This window comes from Mucilaginibacter gilvus (assembly GCF_004054195.1).
Classification (GTDB): domain Bacteria; phylum Bacteroidota; class Bacteroidia; order Sphingobacteriales; family Sphingobacteriaceae; genus Mucilaginibacter; species Mucilaginibacter gilvus.
Map to the genome: position 1 here is coordinate 15,123 of NZ_SBIW01000030.1, position 23,612 is coordinate 38,734.

At 45.4% G+C, this 23,612-nt stretch carries 22 protein-coding genes; 12 read left to right on the plus strand and 10 right to left on the minus strand.

Going from position 1 to position 23,612, the window contains the following annotated elements:
• A complete protein-coding gene (locus tag EPL05_RS22870) occupies nucleotides 1-1,275 on the plus strand; it encodes a DUF3472 domain-containing protein (protein WP_128536311.1) in 1,275 nt (424 codons plus the stop codon).
• Between the two features lie 371 nt (nucleotides 1,276-1,646).
• On the opposite strand, the gene EPL05_RS22875 is transcribed toward EPL05_RS22870, so the two are convergent.
• The 7 genes from EPL05_RS22875 to EPL05_RS22905 all read right to left on the minus strand — a co-directional run bounded on the left by EPL05_RS22875 (nucleotide 1,647) and on the right by EPL05_RS22905 (nucleotide 7,326).
• Nucleotides 1,647-4,070: an AsmA family protein gene (locus tag EPL05_RS22875; RefSeq protein ID WP_128536312.1), complete on the minus strand. Its 2,424-nt coding sequence runs from the start codon at nucleotides 4,068-4,070 to the stop codon at nucleotides 1,647-1,649.
• A gap of 163 nt (nucleotides 4,071-4,233) precedes the next feature.
• Complete coding sequence (locus tag EPL05_RS22880) at nucleotides 4,234-4,611, minus strand: VOC family protein (protein WP_128536313.1); 378 nt, start codon at nucleotides 4,609-4,611, stop codon at nucleotides 4,234-4,236.
• A 76-nt stretch (nucleotides 4,612-4,687) separates the two neighbouring features.
• Nucleotides 4,688-5,503, minus strand: coding sequence for a helix-turn-helix transcriptional regulator (locus EPL05_RS22885; RefSeq protein WP_128536314.1), 816 nt, complete (start codon nucleotides 5,501-5,503; stop codon nucleotides 4,688-4,690).
• A gap of 64 nt (nucleotides 5,504-5,567) precedes the next feature.
• Nucleotides 5,568-6,062, minus strand: coding sequence for an SRPBCC family protein (locus EPL05_RS22890; protein ID WP_128536315.1), 495 nt, complete (start codon nucleotides 6,060-6,062; stop codon nucleotides 5,568-5,570).
• Nucleotides 6,063-6,069: 7 nt separating this feature from the next.
• Nucleotides 6,070-6,432, minus strand: coding sequence for an iron chaperone (locus tag EPL05_RS22895; protein WP_128536316.1), 363 nt, complete (start codon nucleotides 6,430-6,432; stop codon nucleotides 6,070-6,072).
• 5 nt (nucleotides 6,433-6,437) lie between these two features.
• Nucleotides 6,438-6,914 (minus strand): VOC family protein, encoded by a 477-nt coding sequence (locus EPL05_RS22900; RefSeq protein WP_128536317.1) that lies wholly within the window; start codon nucleotides 6,912-6,914, stop codon nucleotides 6,438-6,440.
• A 97-nt stretch (nucleotides 6,915-7,011) separates the two neighbouring features.
• Nucleotides 7,012-7,326, minus strand: a complete 315-nt coding sequence (locus tag EPL05_RS22905) for an ArsR/SmtB family transcription factor (protein ID WP_128536318.1) — start codon at nucleotides 7,324-7,326, stop codon at nucleotides 7,012-7,014.
• 460 nt (nucleotides 7,327-7,786) lie between these two features.
• Between EPL05_RS22905 and EPL05_RS22910 the strand changes: the two genes are divergently transcribed.
• The 9 genes from EPL05_RS22910 to EPL05_RS22950 all read left to right on the plus strand — a co-directional run bounded on the left by EPL05_RS22910 (nucleotide 7,787) and on the right by EPL05_RS22950 (nucleotide 17,730).
• Nucleotides 7,787-8,263, plus strand: coding sequence for a group II truncated hemoglobin (locus tag EPL05_RS22910; protein WP_128536319.1), 477 nt, complete (start codon nucleotides 7,787-7,789; stop codon nucleotides 8,261-8,263).
• Nucleotides 8,260-9,663, plus strand: a complete 1,404-nt coding sequence (locus tag EPL05_RS22915) for an ATP-binding protein (protein ID WP_128536320.1) — start codon at nucleotides 8,260-8,262, stop codon at nucleotides 9,661-9,663. The genes EPL05_RS22910 and EPL05_RS22915 overlap by 4 nt, the downstream gene beginning before the upstream one ends.
• 19 nt (nucleotides 9,664-9,682) lie before the next feature.
• Entirely contained in the window at nucleotides 9,683-11,341 is a 1,659-nt protein-coding gene (locus EPL05_RS22920) for an FAD-dependent oxidoreductase (protein ID WP_128536321.1), read from the plus strand.
• Between the two features lie 119 nt (nucleotides 11,342-11,460).
• Nucleotides 11,461-12,192: a hypothetical protein gene (locus EPL05_RS22925; protein WP_128536322.1), complete on the plus strand. Its 732-nt coding sequence runs from the start codon at nucleotides 11,461-11,463 to the stop codon at nucleotides 12,190-12,192.
• Between the two features lie 371 nt (nucleotides 12,193-12,563).
• Nucleotides 12,564-14,012 carry a circularly permuted type 2 ATP-grasp protein gene (locus EPL05_RS22930; RefSeq protein ID WP_128536323.1) on the plus strand — a complete coding sequence of 483 codons (1,449 nt, stop codon included), beginning with the start codon at nucleotides 12,564-12,566 and terminating at the stop codon, nucleotides 14,010-14,012.
• 89 nt (nucleotides 14,013-14,101) lie between these two features.
• Nucleotides 14,102-15,037 carry an alpha-E domain-containing protein gene (locus EPL05_RS22935; RefSeq protein WP_128536324.1) on the plus strand — a complete coding sequence of 312 codons (936 nt, stop codon included), beginning with the start codon at nucleotides 14,102-14,104 and terminating at the stop codon, nucleotides 15,035-15,037.
• Nucleotides 15,038-15,145: 108 nt separating this feature from the next.
• Complete coding sequence (locus EPL05_RS22940) at nucleotides 15,146-16,129, plus strand: transglutaminase family protein (RefSeq protein ID WP_128536325.1); 984 nt, start codon at nucleotides 15,146-15,148, stop codon at nucleotides 16,127-16,129.
• Between the two features lie 25 nt (nucleotides 16,130-16,154).
• Nucleotides 16,155-16,877 (plus strand): peptidase, encoded by a 723-nt coding sequence (locus tag EPL05_RS22945; RefSeq protein ID WP_128536326.1) that lies wholly within the window; start codon nucleotides 16,155-16,157, stop codon nucleotides 16,875-16,877.
• 4 nt (nucleotides 16,878-16,881) lie between these two features.
• Nucleotides 16,882-17,730: a transglutaminase-like domain-containing protein gene (locus tag EPL05_RS22950; protein WP_128536327.1), complete on the plus strand. Its 849-nt coding sequence runs from the start codon at nucleotides 16,882-16,884 to the stop codon at nucleotides 17,728-17,730.
• Nucleotides 17,731-17,924: 194 nt separating this feature from the next.
• On the opposite strand, the gene EPL05_RS22955 is transcribed toward EPL05_RS22950, so the two are convergent.
• The 3 genes from EPL05_RS22955 to EPL05_RS22965 form a co-directional block, all read right to left on the minus strand.
• Nucleotides 17,925-18,572 (minus strand): hypothetical protein, encoded by a 648-nt coding sequence (locus EPL05_RS22955; protein WP_208394822.1) that lies wholly within the window; start codon nucleotides 18,570-18,572, stop codon nucleotides 17,925-17,927.
• A gap of 68 nt (nucleotides 18,573-18,640) precedes the next feature.
• A complete protein-coding gene (locus EPL05_RS22960) occupies nucleotides 18,641-19,207 on the minus strand; it encodes a Crp/Fnr family transcriptional regulator (RefSeq protein ID WP_128536328.1) in 567 nt (188 codons plus the stop codon).
• Nucleotides 19,208-19,222: 15 nt separating this feature from the next.
• On the minus strand, nucleotides 19,223-20,455 hold the full coding sequence (locus EPL05_RS22965; protein ID WP_128536329.1) for a glycosyltransferase: 1,233 nt from the start codon (nucleotides 20,453-20,455) through the stop codon (nucleotides 19,223-19,225).
• Nucleotides 20,456-20,602: 147 nt separating this feature from the next.
• Here EPL05_RS22965 and EPL05_RS22970 point away from each other — a divergent pair, with 147 nt between their 5' ends.
• Complete coding sequence (locus tag EPL05_RS22970; RefSeq protein ID WP_128536330.1) at nucleotides 20,603-21,253, plus strand: class I SAM-dependent methyltransferase; 651 nt, start codon at nucleotides 20,603-20,605, stop codon at nucleotides 21,251-21,253.
• Nucleotides 21,254-21,405: 152 nt separating this feature from the next.
• A complete protein-coding gene (locus tag EPL05_RS22975; protein WP_128536331.1) occupies nucleotides 21,406-23,604 on the plus strand; it encodes a tetratricopeptide repeat-containing hybrid sensor histidine kinase/response regulator in 2,199 nt (732 codons plus the stop codon).
• Nucleotides 23,605-23,612 lie beyond the last annotated feature (8 nt).

A 23,612-nucleotide genomic window follows, 5' to 3' on the forward strand; every position in this document is an offset into this window, starting at 1 on the left:
ATGAAAAAATTATTGCTGATCATTACCTGTTTTATAAGCACCATCGCGTTAGCGGATGCCCCGAAGATCATCATCCCGCTTGGCGGCAATGCCTGGGTGAACGGCAGCGCGCTAATAACCGACGATGGGCTGATGCAGTGGACGAGCCCAAAATCAGCCGCTGATATTTATTTCAGGGTGCCATCCGCGCAACAGCTTAACTTGTCGTTACGCCTGCGTGTCCCGGCTGGTAAAAGCACCATCAGCATCACCATTGGCAAAACAGCGTTCACAAAAGAGTTAAGTAATGCCGCTTTCGACACCATAGCCATTGGTAAAGTAAATATCGCGCAGGCGGGTTATGTAAAAGTTAGTCTGAAAGGATTAAACAGAACGGGTGCCCGATATGCTGATGTAACCGATCTTATCCTTACAAGCGCGACTGACGCAAATAAGTTTACCTATGTAAGAGTGGGTTCCTCGTACCATTTCGGCAGGAGGGGACCGTCGGTGCATTTGCGGTACGATATCCCGGGAGAGATAAAGAAAGAAGTAAAATGGTTTTATAACGAGATAAGCGTTCCCCCAAAAATGGATGTGGTAGGCTCGTATTTTATGGCCGATGGTTTTAGCGGCGGCTACTTTGGGATGCAGGTAAATTCCCCAACCGAGCGTCGGCTGCTGTTTTCGGTATGGAGCCCTTTCACTACTGACGACCCTAAAAGTATTCCCGACAGCCTTAAAGTAAAACTTTTGAAGAAGGGCAGCACCGTACACGGCGGAGAGTTTGGCGACGAAGGCTCGGGCGGGCAAAGCTATATGCTCTACCCATGGCAAGCCGGAAAAACGTACGCGTTTCTGCTCCGTGCAGAACCTGATAAAGCCAGCAAGCATACCACTTATACCGCATGGTTTAATGATGTTGCCGCGGGCAAATGGCTGTTGGTAGCCAGTTTCAGCAGGCCGCAAACCAATGCCTATTTAACCAGCCTCTATTCTTTTGTAGAGAACTTTGAACCAGATAGCGGCAACCAGGTACGCCTGGCAAACTTTAAAAACCAATGGCTGGGCGATAGCAACAATAACTGGCACGAAACCACCGGCGCTACCTACACCGGCGATGCCACCGCGAAGGCCAACTACCGTAAAGATTACGCCGGTGGTAGCAATGGCGCGATGTTCTTTTTAAAAAATGGCGGCTTTTTTGATGAATTGGTGCCATTGAACACGCCGTTTAAAAGAAATACAAGCGGACATGCGTCGGTTATCGATATAAAGAGTTTACCCAGCGAATAATTCATCCCCTTAGCGCTTTGCTGCTCCCGGTTTTCCCACGCTTGTTGTTTCACTTTCAATGGAGAACACTTGTTTTAAAAACAATGTTGACTGTCAGTATTTTACAGTTTTTTGTGAAACACTTTGGAACGCCCCTGTGCTTTAAATAAGTAATATAAGAAGTTGATATATACCTGATTGTGTGAATTTTTAAAATTATAAATGACGAGCCAGAAACAGTCTGGCTGACGGAGAAATTGTCTTTTAAGGGCGACGCTGTATTATACCAATTGGTATTTTTAAATTCCTGAGTGTTTAAATTTTTATGCCGCTACTTGTTTTGTGTTTGCGGTGGAATAGCAAAGTGTAAAATATACCAATTGGTATGCAAATTATTTGTGGTTTTTATTCCAGCCTATTTTAAGTTTACCCTCTTCTTCGTGCGCGCGGATGTGGAGAACGATCCCTTTAAAGCGCTTCTTTTTCAATTCCTCTTTGTCGGTTATCTCCGCGTCGTTTTTAGGGTTACGTAATGGCACATCTAAAGCTATATCGGTACCATTGGTGAGCCCGTACACCCCGGCTACATCCATATTTAACACGCTTGAACTGATCTCCATAGGGTTAATGGTGATCTTATCCCCCATTAAATCAAAATCGCCGTTTAGGGCGGAAAGGGTGATGTTATCAAGATCGCGGAAAGGAAACGCGAACTTACCAACGCTCTTAATTGGCTTAAAGTTTAATAGCGCACCGTCCTTTAAATTGATCAATACTTTACCTCTTATAGAGTGCTTTACAATATCACCGGTATTGGTGATGGAACCGGTGGTGCTTGTTCTGGCCGAAAGCAGGCCTTTTAGGTTTTCATTGGTCAGATCTGTTAACCCAAAGTTGTCAAAAGCATAAAAGAACTGGCTCACGTTTACATCGCTTATAGTAGTTGCCACTATAAAATCGTTCACTTTGTTTTTTTGCACCAAATTGCCATTTAGTTTTAACGAGCCGCCAGCTGTTTTAAGGCTAACCTGATTAATGCGGATGCCGTCCTCAGAGAGCAGCAGATCGGCATTTACATTGGTAGCCAAAAATTTGCGGTAATGCAGTTCGTTGATCCGCATGTGCATATCTGCCTTGGCGTTGTTAAGTACCGTAGCTAATTGTTCAATCACGTTATCGCTATTTGCCCGTTTAGCCGGTTTGCCCGATGGTTTGGCAGTGTTTAAAAAGCCCAGGAACTCCGCCAGGTATAATTGCGGACTGGTTACCTGCCAGCTGATCAGTATTTTTTCGGGTGCGCTGTAGTACAGGTTCAAAAAGTTCTTCACCTGTCCCTCCATCCGCACAATGCTTTGCCCGCTTTGCAGGCGAATGTTTTTTAGCAGCAGATCGTTACCCGTAAAATTAAGCGAGATGGACGAATTAGTTAACTTAAGGTTGCGGGGAATATAGTTGATGCCCACATTACTCAGGTCGATGGTTCCGCTTACTACCGGCTTATTCAGCTTAAGGTTTACGATGTCGGCTTTGTATTTCAGGTTCATTTCGGCATTACCGCCGGTAAACCTGGCCACATTGCTGCCCAGTAAATTGTTAAAGTTGGTCACAGGAAACTTAGATCTGAAATTGCCTGTAGCTATCGGTACCTCCAGGTTGGTGACGCTACCCGTATCAATGGTAAAAGGTAAATGGCTGTAGCTTCCTTTAAATTTGTTCAAACGGATAATGGAGTTCGCATCAGAAAAGCCCTTGCCTTTGATGTTCTCGTTGGTAAATACTGCGTTAAAGTTACAGGCATCAATAATTGCGCCCGGTATAGTGAGCCGGTTGTCATTTACCACACTGGTTACATAAAAGTAAGGGTCGCCGCCACCAAAACTGCCGGAGATAATTGCTTTAACACCGATGGGTTTATCTAAGTTAAATTTATTTAGCGTACGCTGTATGTTGGGTGCTAACAAGGCAGCAGCCCTGCTCCAAAGCAACTTGTCGTTTGTTAAATGGAAGGCAAAACTGTCGTCGCCTTTACCGGTAACAAACATAGTATTCAGCCCAAAAACATCGCCACCGATATCAAAATCGTTCGACTTGACGGTTATTCTCCCGGTTTTTTCATTAAAGCCCGCATCCAGATTGGTAGTTATTTGTTTGTTTTTTATAAAACTGCCTCTTTTGGTGTTAAACGCGAGATTTTTGGCCAATACATTTAAATGAACATTGGCATGCCAGCCGGTATCCGGATAGGTCATTTTGCCGTTCAGATCATCCACAGCAAAATTAAACAGCTTATGGCTTTTTTGATTGTTGATGGTAAAATCAACATTGCTGAGGCTGAACTTTTTTAATTGAGTTGAAGAACCGCCCTCGTTGGCATCTGCTTTAATACTATCTTTTTTCCCTTTCTTAAAAACAGCGGTGTTGCTATAGCCGGTACTATCGGTATATAAGTCTATGGATGCGTTGTTTATGCCGATATAATTGATGCTGATAACGCCGCGGAACAATGCCCCTGCATTTACCGATACGTTAAAATCCTTAGAATCGAGCAGGGTATGATGATGTTTGGGGAATTGCCTGTCGCGGATAACCACGTTCTTGAGGGCCAGCGATACATCCGGGAAGTTGGAAAAGAACGAAGGTTTGATATCGCCTACGGTTAAGGTGCCGTCTAAATTCTCATTTAATTTTTTGATTACCTGCGCCAGCACTTTTTCTTTATTGTTGGCTACATAAACAGTTACGCCTACAGCCAGTAGGATGAACAGCAAGATCAAGGCTCCCAGTATTTTCAATGAAATTTTTAACCACTTAGGCATCACGAATAATTTATCTTACAAAGGTTATTGGGCCATTTTGTTTTAGTTTATGTCGTGGTAACTAACATATTACGTTATTATGCACCATTTTTAGAAATATTGAAGAAAAAGGGCATAAAAGAGGCAGTCACATCGTGACCACCTCGTTAGATCAAATGCGACATTACTTTTTTACAGATGTGATCCACCAGGTATTACCAAACGGATCACTTACGCCGCAGGTACGGCCGTAATCCTGGTCGCTTAGTTCCATTACCGTGGTTGCGCCGTTTTCAGTGGCAAGTTTGTAGGTTACATCCGCGTCGTCTACGTAAATAAAAAGGTTGGCATTGGCCACTGCCCATTGATTGCTGGCTTCGCAGAACATAATGGTGCAACCGCTGATCATGAGTTCGGCGTGCATAATGTTGTCGGTATCATCGCGCAAGCGTTTCATGCCGGCATCAGCATTAAAAACCGTTTGGGTAAAATCGATAAACCCGGCTGCGTTCTTCAGCATCAGGTAAGGCATAATAGCCTGGTGTACTTTTGGGATCTCCATTGTTTTTTTGTTGATTAATTAAATAATACATCAAAAGTAGCTTGCTCCGAGGGGCCAAAATTGGAAAAACACGACATCATTCCGCCTCTTTCCATTCGGTGCCCTCGTTATTGCCCGAGAAATATGTTTTGGGATGATAGCCCGAAAACTCCTTAAAATCGTGAATGAAATGTGATTGATCGTAATAACCGCAATCGTAAGCGATCTCGGTAAGCGAGCGGTTTTTGTCCCGATACTTTTCTATAGCCGCCTGGAAGCGGATAATGCGCGAATACAGCTTGGGACTGAAGCCCGCAAACTCCTTAAAATTACGTTCGAACTGCCGGGTGGAGAGAAAATGTTTTTGCGCCAGTGCATCAACAGTAACCGTGCCTTTACTTTTAATGATATAGCCAATTGCCTTAAAAACCGGGGGTGGTTGTTTATGGTACCGAGTTAGCTGCGATTCGAAGAAAGTGATTAGGATGGCGGCACGCTCGTAATTATCAGCTGCCAACATTATTTTTTCTTCGATATCCTTGCCGGCCTGGCCTAATAAAGCTGGTAAGTGCACCTGTTGATTGGTAATTGCCGATGCCGGGACGCCAAACAGCGCGGCAATAGCATAAGGGTACAAGTACACACCAAAAATGCCAAATGCTTCTTGTGTATGAAACCGGCTGAAACTTTGGGATGGACCGCCAACACCCGAAGTGAAGGATGGGCTGGACGAACCATCCGCAGCAATATCGGTAAAGCGCCCTTTGTAATGGAAAACCAACTCGCAGCAACCATCGGCCATGGAGCGGTGGGTATAGGGTTGGGCCGGGGTAACACCGTCATGCTCCAGCACCCAAAAAAAGCGCACGTATTGCGATAGGGTAGGTTTGCAAGGGATGGTGTAGTAGTTCATTGAAATGCAGATGCTTATGCGTTAGCTGTATCAAATATAAGCATCTGCAGAAAAGCAACCATGTTTATTTCGCCAGTTCTTCAAATAGCTCATCCAGGCGCCAGTGCGAATCCTTAAGGCCGCGTTCCATGCCCGATTGGATCATGCCATCCCTATCGTCAACGGATTGAAAAACAGATTGCACGACCACCCTGGTACGGCCGCCGGGCAGTTCTTCCAGCCTTGCGGTTTCTAATGATACGTGGCCCGGTTCGGGCATCCCTTCAAATTCAAAAGTTTGAATGATGCGTTCCGGGGCGGATACCTCGTGCATTACGCCATGAAAGCCGTAGGCATTACCCTGCGCGTCGGAATGTACGTAACGGTAATAGCCGCCGCTGCGGGCATCCCATTTATCAATTTTCATAGTTAATTCGCGCGGGCCAAGCCAGCGTGGCACCAGTTCGGGGTCGGTAAATACTTTGAATACCAATTCGCGCGGAGCATCAAACTCGCGGGTGATAAACAGGTCCTGTTTGCCGGGTTCGGCTTTTATGGTTGTTTCGTTTTTGCTTGCCATAGCGGTATTATTTAGTTTTTGTGTTATTCAAATTTTCGTTCAGGCGGAATTCAACAATTTTGGTGATCAGTTCTAATGGCATGGGTTTATTTAACGGGAATTGTATGGAGCCTTTTGCGCTTTTGTAACCTGCGATATCGGCGGCAAAAACCTCCACGGCTAACGAGCCCGGGTAAAAACCTATGTGCTTTTCGTAAGCCGCGTAATGCGCCAGCAAGCCTTTATATTTATAGGTAGGGATTGCATAACTGATGCTTTCTTCGGCCTGCGGCATCACTTTCAATATGGTATCTTTTACCTGGCGCATTGCGTTTTGTGTTGCTTCAGAGAACCAGCTAAAATACTCTTCAACATCTTTTGGGGTTCTCATGGTGCTTACTTATTATTATACGCAGCTTCCAATCCGGCTACATCTAATTTTACCATCTTCATCATGGCTTGCATGGCGCGTTGTGCCCCGGCAGGGTCGGCACCGCCAAGGCATTTGCCTAAGGCATCGGGAATGATCTGCCATGAAACGCCGTACTTGTCAGTTATCCAGCCACATCTTGAGGGTGTACCTTCTTCGGCAATTTTATCCCATAGCTCGTCCACTTCGGCCTGGTCTTTGCATTTTACAAAAAAGGATATGGCCGGGTTCTCTATCTTATAATATGGGCCGCCATCCAGTATCATAAACTCTACTCCCTCCAGCTCAAATGTAGCTGTGAAAACCTGCCCTTTTTTCCCTGGGCGCTCATCGGGGTGATTACGGACATCCTTTATTTTTGAATTTCTAAAAACGGAGGTGTAGTAATGGATAGCCTCTTCTACTTTGCCATCGAACCATAAAAACGGTGATATCTTTTGCATAATATTTTAGTTTATTTTGTTATCAAAAATACTGTCGCTCCTTTACTCCCGCGGGGTGGTAATGCGACCATTTAACGGGCTGAAAGCGCCGCACCTATTATTTAGCCTTTAGTTCATCTAAAATATCGTCCATCCGGTCGAACTTATCGGCCCAAAGCTTGCGGTATCGCTCTATCCACTCCGATACCTCGTTTAATTGTTCCAGCTTTGCTTCGCAATACCGTTCGCGGCCCTGCTTTTTCATTTCTATCAGCCCGCATTCCATCAATATTTTAATATGTTGCGAGATGGCAGGGCGGCTCACCTCAAAATTATCGGCTATGCTGTTTAAATTTAAGGGCTTATAGGCTATTAAATTGATAATATCTCTGCGGGTTGGGTCGGCAATGGCCTGGAAAACATCTCTTCTCATCAATACATTATGTAAGCGTTCGCTTACAAATATAATAGGTAAGCATTTGCTTACGCAAATTTATTTTAAAATAATTTTGATCGATATAAACCTGCCTGCACGGCAGTTGCCGGATTGTATGTCGGCTGCCTGTCTTACAGGTATGGTGTGGAGCAAGCTTCGGGGTATGGTGCCGCAACTTTACAAACAAAAAACTATCGGTAAAGAAGCAAAAAAGTGTAAACCCTGTTAAAAGTTCAACTCATTGGTTATTAATTTTTTACAAAAATATTTTTTGAATAGTGTAAACTTTTGTAAACCCAATTACGTGCTCAATGTAGTGAAAACGCTTGCCGGCACGCCCGAAAATAATGATACGGATTTGCGGAACCGGCCGGAAGCGACGAGTTATAACCCCCGAAACATTTTCACCGCCCGACTATATGCAACCAAGCATTTTTTATTACTAATTTTATCATCTATGAAAAACACACCAACCTTGTACGATTGGGTGGGCGGTAATGAGACTTTAGAAAACCTCACCAAAGTTTTTTACGAAAAAGTATTGCATGATGATCTGCTGGAGCCGGTTTTTAAAAACATGTCGGCAGTGCATACCAAACACGTGGCGCATTTTATAGCCGAAGTTTTTGGCGGTCCCCCGTTATATACGCAGGGCGACGATGGCAGCCACGGCAAAATGGTGGCGCACCACGTGGGTAAGCTATTGAGCGAAGAGCAGCGCAAACGCTGGATAGCTCTGTTGCTGCAAAGTGTGGATGAGCTGCAACTTGCAGACGACCCGGAATTTCGGTCGGCATTGGTAGCGTACCTGGAATGGGGTAGCCGCATAGCTGTCATCAATTCAAAATTAACCGATAACCCTTTACAGCAGGATGCACCTATGCCCAAATGGGGATGGGGAGTGCCCGGCGGCCCATACATACCAGAGGAATGAACGAAGTAACCTTAGAAGAATTAAAAGCCATCCCCGTATTAAGCGAGGTGCCCGATGAGCAATTGCAATGGTTTATGGATGCCGGCGAAATTGTGACCTTTGAGGAAGGCGAGCGCGTATTTGAATTTGGCGACCCGGTAAGCATGACCACCGTTATATTGGAAGGTCGCATCCGAATCTGCGCTGTGCAGGGCGGCAAACTGCGCGAGATTGCCGTTATCCGCGAGCAGGGCATCACGGGTTACCTGCCATTCTCCCGGGCCAAGAAAACACCGGGCTTTGGCGAATGCGTTAAAAAATGCCGCATCTTTAGGGTGCCATCCGAGAAAATAAAAGAAGCAACCCAGCTCCACTACGAACTGACTGAAGCGCTGGTACATACCATGACCAGCCGCATCCGCGATTTTACATCGCTGCAGCAACAAAACGAAAAGATGTTTGCGCTGGGTAAACTATCGGCCGGGCTGGCACACGAGTTGAATAACCCCGCGGCAGCCATTAGCAGGGGGGCATCATCTTTAAACGCGCAGATTCAAAACCTGCCGGCAATGTTTAAAGCTATAGTAAGCCTGAATATGACGCCCGAAAAGGTGGACACCATAAACGAGTTGTTGGTTACCCGCGCAAACCAAACCGATAGGCCGGTATTGAGCATGATGGATAAAGCCGACCGGGAAGATGATTTGGCTGATTGGCTGATGGACCACGAAATAAAAAAACTGGAATTTGCCGAAAACCTGGTCGATTTTGATTTTAAGCCCGAAGACCTGGATCACATGAACGCTTGCACGCCGGTATCGCAACAGTTAGAGATAGTGCTTGCCTGGGTGAATAATTACCTGCTGGCTACCAAAATGATAGCTGATATTAAGGAATCATCGCAGCGGGTATCGCAGCTGGTTACTTCGGTAAAGAATTTTACGCACATGGATAGGGACAGCGATAAGCAACTGCTGGATATTCACACCGGCATCCGCAACACCCTTACCATGCTGGATTATAAATTAAAGAAAGGCAATATTAAATTAGCAGAAAATTTTGACCTGAACCTGCCGCAGGTAAAAGCAATGGCCGGCGAACTAAACCAGGTGTGGACAAACGTGATAGATAACGCTATTGACGCCATGGAGGTAAACAACGGCGGCACACTGGAAATAAAAACCCGGCAAGACAGGCAGTTTGTGGAGATAACAATCAAGGATGATGGCCCCGGTATACCCGAGGAAATGCAATCGCAGATCTTCGACCCGTTTTTTACCACCAAGGATATGGGCAAAGGTACCGGCCTGGGGCTGGATGTGGTTACCCGGATCATCCGCCAGCACAACGGCACCGTAAAAGTACATTCGGTGCCCGGGAATACAGAATTTGTAATATGTTTCCCTATTAACGATGACTAATTAAGAATTTAAAATCAACATGGATCAACCTATCATATTTGCTATTGACGACGACCCGCAGGTACTGCGGGCCATTACGCGAGACCTGAAGAACCATTACCGTCAGGACTACCGCATTCTGAGCACAACCTCCGTTAAGGAGGCATTAGACAGCCTGCTGGAATTAAAGAACAAAGGCGAGGTGGTTGCAATGTTTGTATCAGACCAGCGCATGCCGGAGATGGAGGGAATAGACTTTTTGTGCAAAGCCCTCTCCTTTTTCCCTCATGCTAAACGGGTGTTGCTTACCGCGTATGCCGATACCGATGCAGCTATTAAGGCTATTAACGATGTAAAGCTGGATTATTACCTCACCAAACCCTGGGATCCACCCGAGGAAAAACTGTACCCGGTAATAACCGATATGCTGGAAGACTGGCAGGGCCATTACCGCCCCGATTTTAAAGGTATTAAAGTTATCGGTTACCAGTTTTCGCCCAAATCGCACGATATTAAAGAGTTTTTATCTGGCTACCTGGTCCCGTACTTATGGCTGGATGCGAACTCAGAAGAAGCAAAAAAACTATCAGAATTAAACAAACTGGAAGCTAAGGACCTGCCAGCGATAATCTTCGCGGACGGCACATTGCTGAAAACGCCAACGGTAAAAGATATAGCAACCAAAATTGGCCTCAGCCAGTCGGCCAAGAATGAATTATATGACGTGGTGATTATTGGTGCCGGGCCGGCAGGTTTGGCGGCATCGGTTTACGGCTCATCCGAAGGGCTGAAAACCTTGCTGATAGAACGAAAAGTACCCGGCGGGCAGGCGGGCACCAGTTCAAGGATAGAGAATTACCTTGGTTTCCCGGCAGGCTTAAGCGGTGCGGATCTTACACGCAGGGCCATTACACAATCTACCCGTTTTGGTACCGATTTTTTGTCGCCCCAATCTGTAAAAGAAATTAGGCTGAAAGATAATTACAAAACCGTTGTGATGGATGACAATACCGAGGTGTTGACCAAGTCGGTTGTGATTACCACAGGGGTAGATTACCGCCAGCTCACCACGCCCGGGATAGAAAAATTTACGGGCGCGGGTATCTACTACGGTGCCGCCATGACGGAGGCCGCCAGTTGCAAAGATGCCAACGTATACATTGTAGGCGGAGGCAATTCGGCAGGGCAGGCGGCCATGTACCTATCTAAATTTGCTAAACAGGTTTTTATATTGATAAGGAAGGAAAGTTTGGCCGCTACCATGTCATCCTACCTTATCGACCAGATAGGCGGGGTAAGCAACATTACGCTGATGCCCTGCAGCGAAATTACCGAAGCTAAAGGCGACACCCGTCTGCAACAATTGGACATAAAAAACTTGGATAACGGCGAAAGCAGCACCGTTGATGCCGATGCGCTTTACATATTTATAGGCGCGAAGCCCTTTACCGATTGGCTGGGCAAGGCGGTTATTAAAAACGATAAAGGCTTTGTAGAAACCGGCCGGGACCTGAACAGCTGCCAGGATTTTGAGAAGATGTGGAAGTCGAACCGCGACCCATATTTGCTGGAAACCAGTATCCCCGGCATATTTGCCGCCGGTGATGTACGCGCCGGCGCTATGAACCGTGTAGCATCCGCCGTAGGCGAAGGCTCCATGGCAATAAGCTTTGTGCATAAATATTTAAGCGAGATATAAGGCGTTACCTTTGATAAAATATAATTGACTGATTTAAAGCCTGTTGTTTTGTAAGGCGGCATTTTAAGGCAACTATTAGTTGTAGTACTTCGTAATCATCATTATAAACCCCCTATAAAATGAAAAGAAAATTATTTAACCTTGGTTTGGTAGCTTTTATAGCTTTAGCCGTATCGTCTTGTAAAAAAGATAGCACCAGTACCGGCGCTTCAGCCACGTCGGAAATGACATTCGCTGTTAGTCCGGATAACCCTACTACCACGCTGGATGCAGTAGGCGGTCCGCAGGTACAAAGTACAGGCACAACCGCAATAACGGCGGGCGTTACATGGACATCAGGCATCGCCAACATTGCCCACTTTAAATTGGAAGCCAAAAAGAACGGCGTGGAGAAAGAAATTTCTACCAGCAATTTAACCAATGTTGACCTGTTTGCTGCCGTACCGGCGTTTGTGAAAGCCAACGTGGATACCGGCACTTATAAAGAAATAGAACTGCGCATCCTGCTGGTGAAATCTACCGGCACCGATATTCCCTTGACGCTAAAAGGCACTTTTACCAGCAAAGGCGGCGCGGTGGTGCCCATCCAGTACGAATTTAACGAGGATGCCCTTATTAAACTCGAAGCAGAGAACGTTACGATTGATGGTACAAATAACGTAACCGCCGGCACCAATATCCATTTAAATAAATTGCTTTTCGGTCTCACCTCTGCGCAAATTGATGCCGCCACCCGTACTAGCGGCACTATTATCATCAGCAGCAGCAGCAACCCTATACTTTATGCACATATTAAATTAAACGTACTGTTAGCATTTGCTGCCAGGCATTTCGAGAAACATCATAAGTAATATATTAATCAACCCCAACAAGAAATGCTCCGTTAGCGGGGCATTTCTTGTTTTAACCGGATCCTGTCTTAAACTTTCCGGACTAAATGGCGTTATTATGGTGCTACGCAAGGCTCCTTATGGCCGCTGGGCAATTATAAATTTTTAGAAGATCCTCAGGCTGTTTTTAACGGATAATTACACGGGCAATTTTTCGCCTTAAATTATCGTCGTTTTAACATTTTATATTTTTTATAATATTAAACTTGTATTAATTACCCTATTTTTTTCATAATTTACCAAAAAAAATGCGAGTTTGATATGGTTATTCATTATAATTACAATCGTATAGCCTGTTTCTGTGATATTTTTATGCAATAAGGAGAAGTTTTATGTACAAATCGCAACATTTTAAAAAATATAATCTAATAAATGGCGTATGGGACGAAATGTACAATCAAAACAGCATTGTTCGAGACCATTATCAAAAAGTAATTGAATATCTGGCCAAGGAATCGCCGGATGATCTCAATAAAAAAGAGGAACTGGCCAAAAGGCTCTTCATGACCCAGGGTATCACCTTTACCGTTTACAATAGCGGCGAGGGTATCGAGAAGATCTTTCCGTTCGATATTATTCCACGCATCATCACCGCTGCGGAATGGGCGTTTGTGGAAAAAGGTATCAAGCAGCGCCTTACCGCGCTCAACTTATTCCTGAAGGATATTTACCACAACCAGTTTATTATTAAGGACGGCATTGTGCCGATAGATATCATTTACTCCTGCCCTCATTTCCTGCGCGAAATGTACCAGGTGGATGTACCTTACGATGTATATGTCCACATTGCCGGTATCGACCTGATCCGCGACCACGATGGTACGTTTTATGTGCTGGAGGATAACCTGCGCACCCCATCGGGCGTAAGCTATATGCTGGAGAACCGCGAAATAACCAAACGTTTGTTTCCGGATCTGCTACCGAATTGCAACGTGCGTAGTGTTACCGAATACCCTTCTCTTTTGTATAAAAACCTTTTATCGTTATCGCCAAGGCAGATCAGTAACCCGACCATTGTATTACTGAGCCCGGGGATTTATAACTCCGCGTATTTTGAGCATACTACCCTTGCCCGTTTAATGGGCGTGGAACTGGTAGAAGGGCGTGATCTGGTGGTGAACAATCACAAGGTTTATATGAAAACCACTACCGGCTTGCAACAGATAGATGTGATCTACCGCCGGGTTGATGACGAGTTTTTAGATCCATTGGTGTTTAACCCCAACAGTGTGCTGGGCGTTGCAGGCTTGATGGGTGCTTACCGTAAAGGCAATGTGGCTATTGTAAACGCGATAGGCAATGGCGTAGCGGATGATAAGGCGACGTACATTTACGTGCCCGATATGATCAAATATTACCTTAACGAAGAGCCTATACTAAAGAATGTACCTACCCATCGACTGAGCGATCCGGACGAACGCGAGCATGTTTTCAAAAACATCAACACCATGGTGGTGAAGAAAACCAACGGCAGCGGCGGTTATGGCATGCTGATGGGCCATGCATCTACGGAGGAAGAAATTGAAGATTATAAGCTGGAGATATTAAAGGACCCACGCAATTTTATCGCGCAGCCAACCATTAGCTTATCGGCAGCACCATGTTATATCGGCGGCATATTACAGCCAAGGCGGATAGACCTTCGCCCGTATGCGTTATGCGGCCCGGATGGCATTGAGATAGTGCCCGGCGGCTTAACCCGTGTTGCACTTACCGAGGGCTCGCTGGTAGTAAACAGCTCGCAGGGCGGCGGCAGCAAGGATACGTGGGTGCTTTCCTAAAAGAAGCAAGAAATAAGAAGCAAGAATCAAGACAGACAAAAAAAGTAAATTCGAAATTGAACATTCGATATTCGAAATAAAGAGACAATATGTTAAGCAGGGTAGCAGCAAGTTTTTATTGGTTAAGCCGGTACATCGAGCGGAGTGATGGGATCTTAAGGATGCTGAAGATCAACTATAATTCCTCCCAGGATTCTACCGAGGGGTTTACATGGGCCCCCGTTATCCGTATATCCTCGGGTTTGGATGAGGAGTTGGAAGAAAAATTGGGAAATGATAGTCGCACGGTTTTGCGCTATATGATTACTGATAAGAGTAACCAGAACTCCATCCTCAACATCATCACCTTTGCGCGGGAAAACGCCCGCAGTGTACAGGAGCATATCCCGAAAGATCTTTGGCAATGCCTAAACGAGTATTACCACACCGTTAAAGATCCCAAACTGGACATCCGCCTGCAAAAGGAGGATCCCATTACGGTGCTGGATGTTATTATTAAACAGGTGATGCTTTATTACGGCACCGCCGAAATTACCATGGAGCGTGGCCAGGGCCGGAGTTTTATGAATATTGGCAAGTATCTCGAGCGCTCTATCCAAAGCATCGATATCCTGGATATCAAATACAAGCCCGCTAACGCTAACCCAACTTTACTAACGGATATTACTTACTGGAAACACCTTTTACTATCCATAGGCGGATACGAACTGTACCTAAAAACATACCGCGACGGTTTAGAAGCACAGAACGTAATTGAGCAGATTATCTTAAATAACGACTTTCCGCGGTCCGTTATTTATTCGGTGAACAACATCCAACGGTATTTCGACAGGTTGAAGAACAACAGCAACGTGAACGATTACCGCGAGATCTCCTTCCAGATAGGGAAGCTGCAAAGCAATATCAAATACAGTTCGGTAAAAAGTATTACCAACCAGGGGCTGCATCAATTTTTAACGTTGATAAAAGATGACCTTTATAAAATTGGTAATTCGCTAAACGAATACTACTTTGCAAACTCCTAATTAACCAATTTGAAAATGAGTTGATTTGAAGATTTGAAAATGCCTTTTGCAGGGTTCATTTTCAAATCTTCAAATTACCAAATTTCCAAATTAAAACATTGATAAGCTATGCCCGAATTTAAGATCCAGCACGTTACCAAATACTCGTACGATAACCTTGTAAGAGATAGCGCCAATAAGATCATCCTGTTCCCGATAGTGGATATTTACCAGGATGTGCTGAAGCACGACCTTATTATTACCGGGCACCCGCAGATAGACACTTATGTGGATTACTATGGTAACGAGGTAGGCAGTTTTACCTACACCGAGCCGCATAATATGCTGGTGATCAATTCGCAGGTATCGGTAAATACCCACCCCCGCCCTTTGCCAACAGACGCGGTAGATTCGATAGCGCAGTGGGACGAGTTATACAGCATTAAATACATTGTGCCTTACATCGATTTTTTAAAGCAGGAATACTTTGAAGGATTAAGCGAGCTGTTCCCGATAGTGGAGGGCGAACGCCAAACCAACGATACCCCTTACCGGGCCGCTTTAAAATTTACCGAATACGTTTATAAGAATTTTGAATACATAAAAGGTGTAACGACTGTGGAGACCACGCTCGATGAGATCTGGGCGCTTAAAGCCGGCGTTTGCCAGGATTTTGCGCACTTATTAATGGTAATGCTGCGGTTGGTAGGCATCCCGGCCCGCTATGTGAGCGGTTACATTTGCCCCAACCGCGATGGTATGCGTGGCGAAGGCGCAACCCACGCCTGGGCCGAAGCGTACCTGCCCGGTTACGGTTGGCTGGGTTTAGACCCAACCAACAATTGTTTAGCAAACGAAATGCACGTGCGTTTGGCTGTAGGCCGCAACTTTAGCGACTGCTCGCCTGTGAAGGGCGTGTACAAAGGTTCGGCGAGGCATATATTGGAGGTATCAGTTTCGGTAGGTTACGAAGACGAAAGCGGTTTACCGCAGGAAAAAGATATATTTACCGTTTCAACATTTCCAACGCCCGAAAAAACTACCGTATCTCGCAATAGTTATGAAAGGTATATGGAGATAATTCAGCAGCAGCAACAACAGCAGCAGCAATAAACGGGATTGTAAACATATTTTTAGAATGACTTACTGCTTAGGAATTAAGGTTAAAGAAGGATTAGTAGCTATAGCCGATACCCGCATTACTACAGGTACCGATACTACCATTAAAAAGAAGATCACCATTATTCAAAAGGAGCATTACTCGCTGTTTGTAATGACCAGCGGGCTGCGCTCGGTAAGGGACAAGGCCATTGTTTATTTCGACGAGTTGCTGGAGACCGAAGAATTTAGTAAGCTTTACCAAGCCGTAAACGCCTTTGGCCAACAGGTGCGCCGCGTTGCCGATGAAGACAGGGCAACACTGGAAAAGAATGGCTTTAAGTTCGATCTCCACACCATTATCGGCGGGCAGCTAAAAGATGATGAGGAACATAAATTATTCCTGCTTTATCCCGAAGGGAACTGGGTAGAACTTGGGCTTGGCGCACCGTTTGTAGTGATAGGCAACTCTGGGCATGGCAAGGCAATACTCAACCGTGTTTTGAATGAAGATTCGGACATGAAACTGGCGCTGAAGGCCGGGTTTTTATCCTTCGACAGCACCCGTGTAAGCAGTAATAATGTAGATTTCCCGATTGATGTGGCACTGTATAAAAAAGGCACGTTTGAAATTATAGAACAACGTTTTACCCAAAAAGAAATGGCGGCGATATCCGACCAATGGGACGAGGAGCTAAAAAATGCCCTGGCAAATATACCGGGCGAATGGATGGATAAAGCGTTTAAAAAATTACCGGAATAGCACAATGAAATTTAAAGTATCGGCGGAGTTGGAATATGATGTAAAGGCACCGAGCACCCTAATACTAAACATACACGCCCTAAGAACAGCACACCAAACCATACTGGACGAGAAGCTGCTTATTACCCCCTACGTAAAAATTGAAGAACTAAACGCCATGAACGGCGAGAACCGTTTTGCGCGCCTGGATATCCCCGATACCGGCCTCGTTAGTATTAAGTACGAGGCTTTGGTTGATAATTACTACGAAGTGAAAGATCACTCCAATGTAGAGGAGATCCCGGTAGCTAAATTCGATGCGTCGGTATTGCCATACTTAAACCCCAGCAGGTATTGCCAATCGGATAAGCTATACCGTTTAGCCAACAATACCTTCGGCAATATCCGCACCTCGTTTGAGCAGGTTTTTGCCATTACCGACTGGATCTACAAAAATGTAGAATACCTGAGCGGTTTTACCAATTCCGAAACATCTGCCTACGACACGGTTACCCAACAGGCCGGCGTTTGCCGCGACTTTGCGCATTTAGGTATAGCACTTTGCCGCGCGTTAACCATACCCGCGCGCTACTTTACGGGCTATGCCTACCAGCTTAATCCGCCCGATTTTCATGCGTGTTTTGAAGCTTATTTGGGAGGCGATTGGGTTTTATTTGATGCTACGCGGTTGATACCCTTAAACGGCCTGGTTAAAATAGCCACCGGTCGGGATGCCGCCGATGCCGCTATCGCCAGCATTTTTGGCGATGTATACTGCACCAATATCCGCGCTGCCTGCCAATATGTAGACGAAGCCCCGTTTAAACCCATTTATTACACCCGATCGATATTTGACGGGGTGACGTACCTATAACCGGGATTAAGCGGATTTTTCAAATTTTTTTGATCGCGCTTATTTATCCGTCACGTCATGCCGAAATTTTTTCGGCACCCCACATGCATGGTGAACGATATACACAGTGGCGGCGGGATGGCTACCTGTCCTGTGGGGTGCTGAAATAAATTCAGGATGACGAGTGGGGTTGTTTTAAAATCCTTACCGGCTATTTATCTCGCCAATTCCGCTATCACCTCCTCTATTTTCCCTTGTTCTTCCGCATTTAAACAGCGCGTTGCGCTTAAAAAACTTAGGGCAGTTATCAATTTATTAATATCCTCCCCGGTACCCAAATTTTGCAGGTAGGTGGGCAATACCAGGCTCAATGGGCGCAAATCCTTTCGGTCGCACCAGTTATTTATTAAGTCATCTATGGTGGTATTGTAATAGCCCTTCAATCCCGCCCGTTTTAAACCCTCGTTGATCCCCGCTTTCAGCATTTTGCCGTAACCATTATCCGGTAGGTGAACAGCGCTCTCGGATGCCAATTGATAATATTTCGCTGCGGAGGGAAGATCATTTAAAGTTTCGTACGATTTACCAATGTTGAGGTAAAGGGATGGATAGTGCGTTTTTAGCTCATCGCTTTTGATGGCATCGGCATATTTTAATGCAGCCAGGTTCCATTGCAGGGTTACTTGCGGGTCGGGTTGGTTGCGGGCACGGTAATGAGCTGCGGTAAAGCGCTCAAAATCGTTGGTGGCGGCCTCCCATGCTTTTTTAAAGCAATCCGTGGCTTCAGCTATGTTACCTTCAGCTTCAGCCTGCATGCCTTTTGCGCATAGCTGCACCACCTTATTTTCCGGGTCGAAATTCATAACGGTATGTTTTTCTGCAAGGATAAAGCTACCGAAACAGCCGCGCATTGACCTATATCAATAAATGCCTATCGCGATTTTATCCGGCTCAACGTTTCGGGACTGATATCTAAATAAGAGGCCACAATTTTATTGCTGATCTGCTGCACCACCCGTGGGTTTTGGCTTAGCAGTTGTTCATAGCGCTCTTTGGCGGTAAGCGTAACCAGGCGTTCTATCAGGCGGTTGCTGTTGATGTAGGCGTGTTCCAGCAGCTTGCAATAAAAGTCCTTCCATTCGGTAACCGATTCGGTTAGCTCAAAAAAATCCTTGCGTGATATTACCAGCAATTCCGCATCATCCAGTATCTCTACAAATTCAAAAGAGGCCTCGCCCGATATAAAACTCGCCAAGGAAGTAACCACCATTCCCTCAAAGGCAAAATACCTGGTCCGTTCTGCGCCCTGTTCCGATAGGTAAAGCACCCTCGCGCAGCCCGAATTAATAAAATAAAGCTTATCGCAAAGTTCGCCCTGCCGGTGCAATGTGGTATTCCGCTTGAAGGTGAGGTTTTTAAATTTAGATGTTATCACCTCCAGTTTCTCGCTGTCGATGGAAATATTATGGGCGATATAACGCTTCAGCAATCCTAACATGATGATTGGTTGGGGTTATGCCGGGTAAAGTTCGCGCTCCACCTGTTCTATTACCTCGCTTAGTTCTTCGGCGCGTTTGCCCCAGGTATTGCCTTCGGCTACGGCCAGCCGGCTTTGGCGTTTCTCGATGGTATCGGTGTTTATTTCTTCTAAAAGATATTTAAGAAAACCTTCTTTATTGCCAGATATTTTGATGACATCCTCAAAATCCGATAGGTCGCTAAAATCGGTGCTCACTACCGGCAGGCCCGCTGCCAGGTATTCGTTTATCTTCATAGGGTAAATGCCTTTGGTAAACTCATCTTTTATAAACGGGATAATACCAACCGAAAACTCTTTGGAATAGGCCGGCAGCTGTTCGGGGGCTTTGGCGCCCTCCAGTTTTACGTTTTTGTATTTTTTCAGGATAGCTGCGCCGCGCTCACTGGTAATGCGGCCCACAAAAGTGAAGGTAGCATCGGGCATTTGGGTGAAAAGGTACTGTAATATTTCATAATCAAGTCGGTCGTCCACGCTGCCTACATAGCCTATCACCTTTTTATCGGGGTTAACCTCCGGGTTAAAACCCTTGCGGAAGAGCGAAGTTTTAACCGCGTTGTTTACCACGTAGCAGCGTTTGGTTTGGGCGCGTTTGCTGTTAAATAAGCCTTTTGAGGTTACAATAACGGCATCCACCATTTTCAGGAATATTTGCTCCAGCTTTACGCCGTGCTTGCTTAACCAGGGGTGCGCGCCTTTTACCTCGTCGTAACAATGGTATATCAGGGTTTTTTCTTTAAACCTTCGCCCTGTCATAACGCCCATGCCCGGGTTAAAGGATACGAAGTTGATCAGCTCGTGATTCATATCCAGCTCCTTTAGCGCCTTTCGGATGCTCCTGCGAAGCAACCAGCCGTTATAGTTAAGCATAGCCTCGTAAAACTTGCCGGGAGATAAGAAACTAACCGGGAAAGCGAGGGGAGGCGTGAGGATATAAACCTTGCCGCCATGCTCGGGATGGATCTCGCTGAGGCGGCTTTTCAGGCCAAGGGCCTGGATATAATCTACTTTATTTTTGCCTTTTACGCCGGCAATGGCATCTTTATAGGTGTAGGCGTTCTCTACAAACAGGATCTTATTGCTGGCCGATAGAACCTTCATCAATTCAACAACCGCCTTAATGTAGTTGCCATGCCATTCGGTGCCGCTTATGCATAGTATATTACGGTTGGTTAACATGGCAATGGGTGTTTCTGCTAAACTACTCATATTATTTTCAATTAATTACAACCTATAAGTGTATACGTTACAATAACATTTAAATTTTCTGCTTTATTTATCAAATTCAATTATATTTAAAACGGCAAATAGTTTTTGCTTTTAAACATCAATTTTACAGCCTATTCATCTTTAAAAATGCCCATAGAAGAAAAATTATACGTACACTATGGCTGCGGCCAGGCCGCCCCTCCCGAGTGGAAGAATTTCGATGTTTCGCCAACATTGCGTATTCAAAAAACGCCGGTTTTGGGCTTTTTAATGAGAAAGAGCCTGGGCCAGGTGTTTGATGGCAATGTGCGCTATGGAGATATTACGGAAGGACTCCCGGGCATTAAAGATGGTACCGTTGATGGTGCTTACTGCTCGCACGTATTGGAGCACATGTCGTTTGAGCATTTCCGCATCGCGTTACGCAATACCTATAAAATGCTGAAACCCGGCGGCATCTTCCGTATTATTATGCCCGATCTGGAGGTATTGATACGCGATTACATTAATGATAAAGATGTAAAGAAAGACCCGGAAGCTTCTATTACCCTTATAAAGCGCATGATGATGGGTGTAGAAGTAAGGCCACGTAATGTTATGGCGGTTACCAAGCACCTTTTTGGCTACCTGGAGCACCTTTGGCTTTGGGATTGGGAATCTACAGAGAAAGAGCTGCGCGATGCCGGCTTTACTAATATACGCCGTTGCGAATTTAATGACAGTGCCGACCCAATGTTTAAACTCGTTGAGAATAAAAAACGCTGGGAGCTGGTGGTGAAATTTGAAGCCATAAAATAATTTAGCAAGAAGCAACTTAAAAGGCTGTACAGTCCGTAAATGGATAGTATGGCCTTTTTATTTTTGTGCCCGCCAACTTTCAATAGCTAACGTGTTTAACTCGGGGGTTTGTAAATTAATAATCAGTATATTAGTATTGTATAAAACGGATAATGGAGGCAGCAGACACAATAGAATACGGTACCATCAACCAGTTATTGGATGATGCCTACAGTAATCGTGTCCACAATTTAAAGTACAGTGTAAAATTAGCCACCGAAGCCCTGCTGCTGAGCCGGAAGCATAGCCACAAGTCGCTTATTGGTAAAAGCCTCAACCAGCTTTCGTTGTTTTATATGATACAGGGGGCTTACAAGCGTTCGGTACACATGGCCAAAGAGGCTATCCGTTATTTTGAAGAATTGCAGGATGACCTGGGTATTGCCGATGCCAAGTACAGTATAGCCGGCGTTTACTACAAAACAGATAACTATCATTTAGGGCTCATCTGCCTTTTCGATTGCCTTAAAATATACCGCAAGTACCAGGATCACCACAACCAGGCACGCACCCTCAAATCATTGGGCACCATATACGAATACTTTGGCGACCCCAAAAACGCCGTCCGTTCTTACGAATCGGCCATAGAAGCGGCCCGCCGGGTAAAAGATCTCAACCTGGTATCAAATGCATACAATCCGCTATCTGGCATTTACCTTAACCAGGGAAAGGTAGAGAAGGCGCTGCGCATTATACAAGACTCTATCTCCATCAAATCGAAAACCGGCGATATCCGCGGGCTGGCCTTTGCTTTATACGGGCGGGGTAAGGTTTACACATTTACCGGCCGGTTGCAGGAAGCCGAGAACGATTTCAGGAACGCCATAGAGATCCATATCAATGCCGGTGAAAAGCTGGGGCTGGGGATGGCCTATCAAAAAATGGGCGAATTGTATATTGCCATGGGGAGGTTAGATAAAGCCAAGGCCATCCTGCAAAAGGGCCTCGAATTTAGCAACAAGTATAATATTGCCATTATACGTTTTAAGTGCAATTACCTGCTTTACCAGGTAAGTAAAATGGAGAACGACACGGTGAAGTCCTTAGAGTACCTGGAACTTTACCTGCACCAGAAAGAAGCCGTTATTAATACCCAAACCCTTAAAGTGATAGAGAATTATGAGCTCATCACCAAAATGGAATCGTTAGAGAAGGAAGCAAAGCTGCAGAAAGAGCGCGAGGCCATTGAAGAAAAACAGAAACGCGCCGAGCAATCTGCCCGGATGAAGCAGGAGTTTTTATCGACCATGAGCCATGAGATCCGTACGCCGCTAAATGCGGTCACTACCATATCTACCATGATAACCGCCAAATCTGCCTATGATGAGGAATTGATGGACTCCTTAAAATCGGCATCGAATAATCTGTTGCTGGTGATTAACGATATTTTAGATTTTACCAAACTCGATTCGGGCAAGGTAGAGTTAAATAACCGTGCCTGTCCGTTTCAGGATCTGCTGGATAGTGTTATTAAAACTTATGGTAGCCTTGCTCACAAAAAAGGCGTGGAGCTACTGCTCTCTAAAGACCCTGCGTTGGCCGATTGCTATGAACTCGACGAAACCAAGCTATCGCAGATATTAGGTAACCTGATAAGTAACGCGGTAAAATATACCGATAACGGTAAGGTGGTATTAAACCTGCGAAAAATGGCTGCCGTTGATGAGTTCGACAATGTCCGGTTTAGCGTGGCCGATACCGGCACAGGGATTCCCGAGGAGTATTTTGAAGAGATCTTCGAAACTTTTTCGCAGCCAAAATCTGTTACTACCCGCGCACAGGGCGGCTCCGGGCTTGGCCTCGCCATTGTAAAAAAACTTACCGGGCTTTATAATAGTAATGTAACTGTTAAAAGTAAGATAGGCGTTGGATCTGAGTTTACATTTGATATTAAACTAAAACGGGCCAATATACCCGGCAGGGCCGTCCCGCTGTCTGTAGAGGGATTAAAAGGCAAAACCGTGCTGCTGGCCGAAGATAACATGATCAACGCTATGGTCGCCCGCAAGCTGCTGGCCAACTGGGGCATCGTATCCGAGCATGCCGTAAACGGGATAGAAGCAGTAGAAAAAGCGCGGCAAAAAACCTTCGATTTTATATTGATGGATATCCATATGCCCGGGATGAACGGCTTTGATGCCACCGAGCAAATCCGGCATAATACAAACCCCAATACTGCTACGCCCGTATTTGCCCTCACGGCAGATATCACCGCCGAAAGTAACGAAGACTATAAAAACTATTTCACCGGTTTTCTGCGCAAACCCATCGAAATTGACCGCCTGTATATGGCGCTGCTACAGGTATCCTGAAGCCGGCA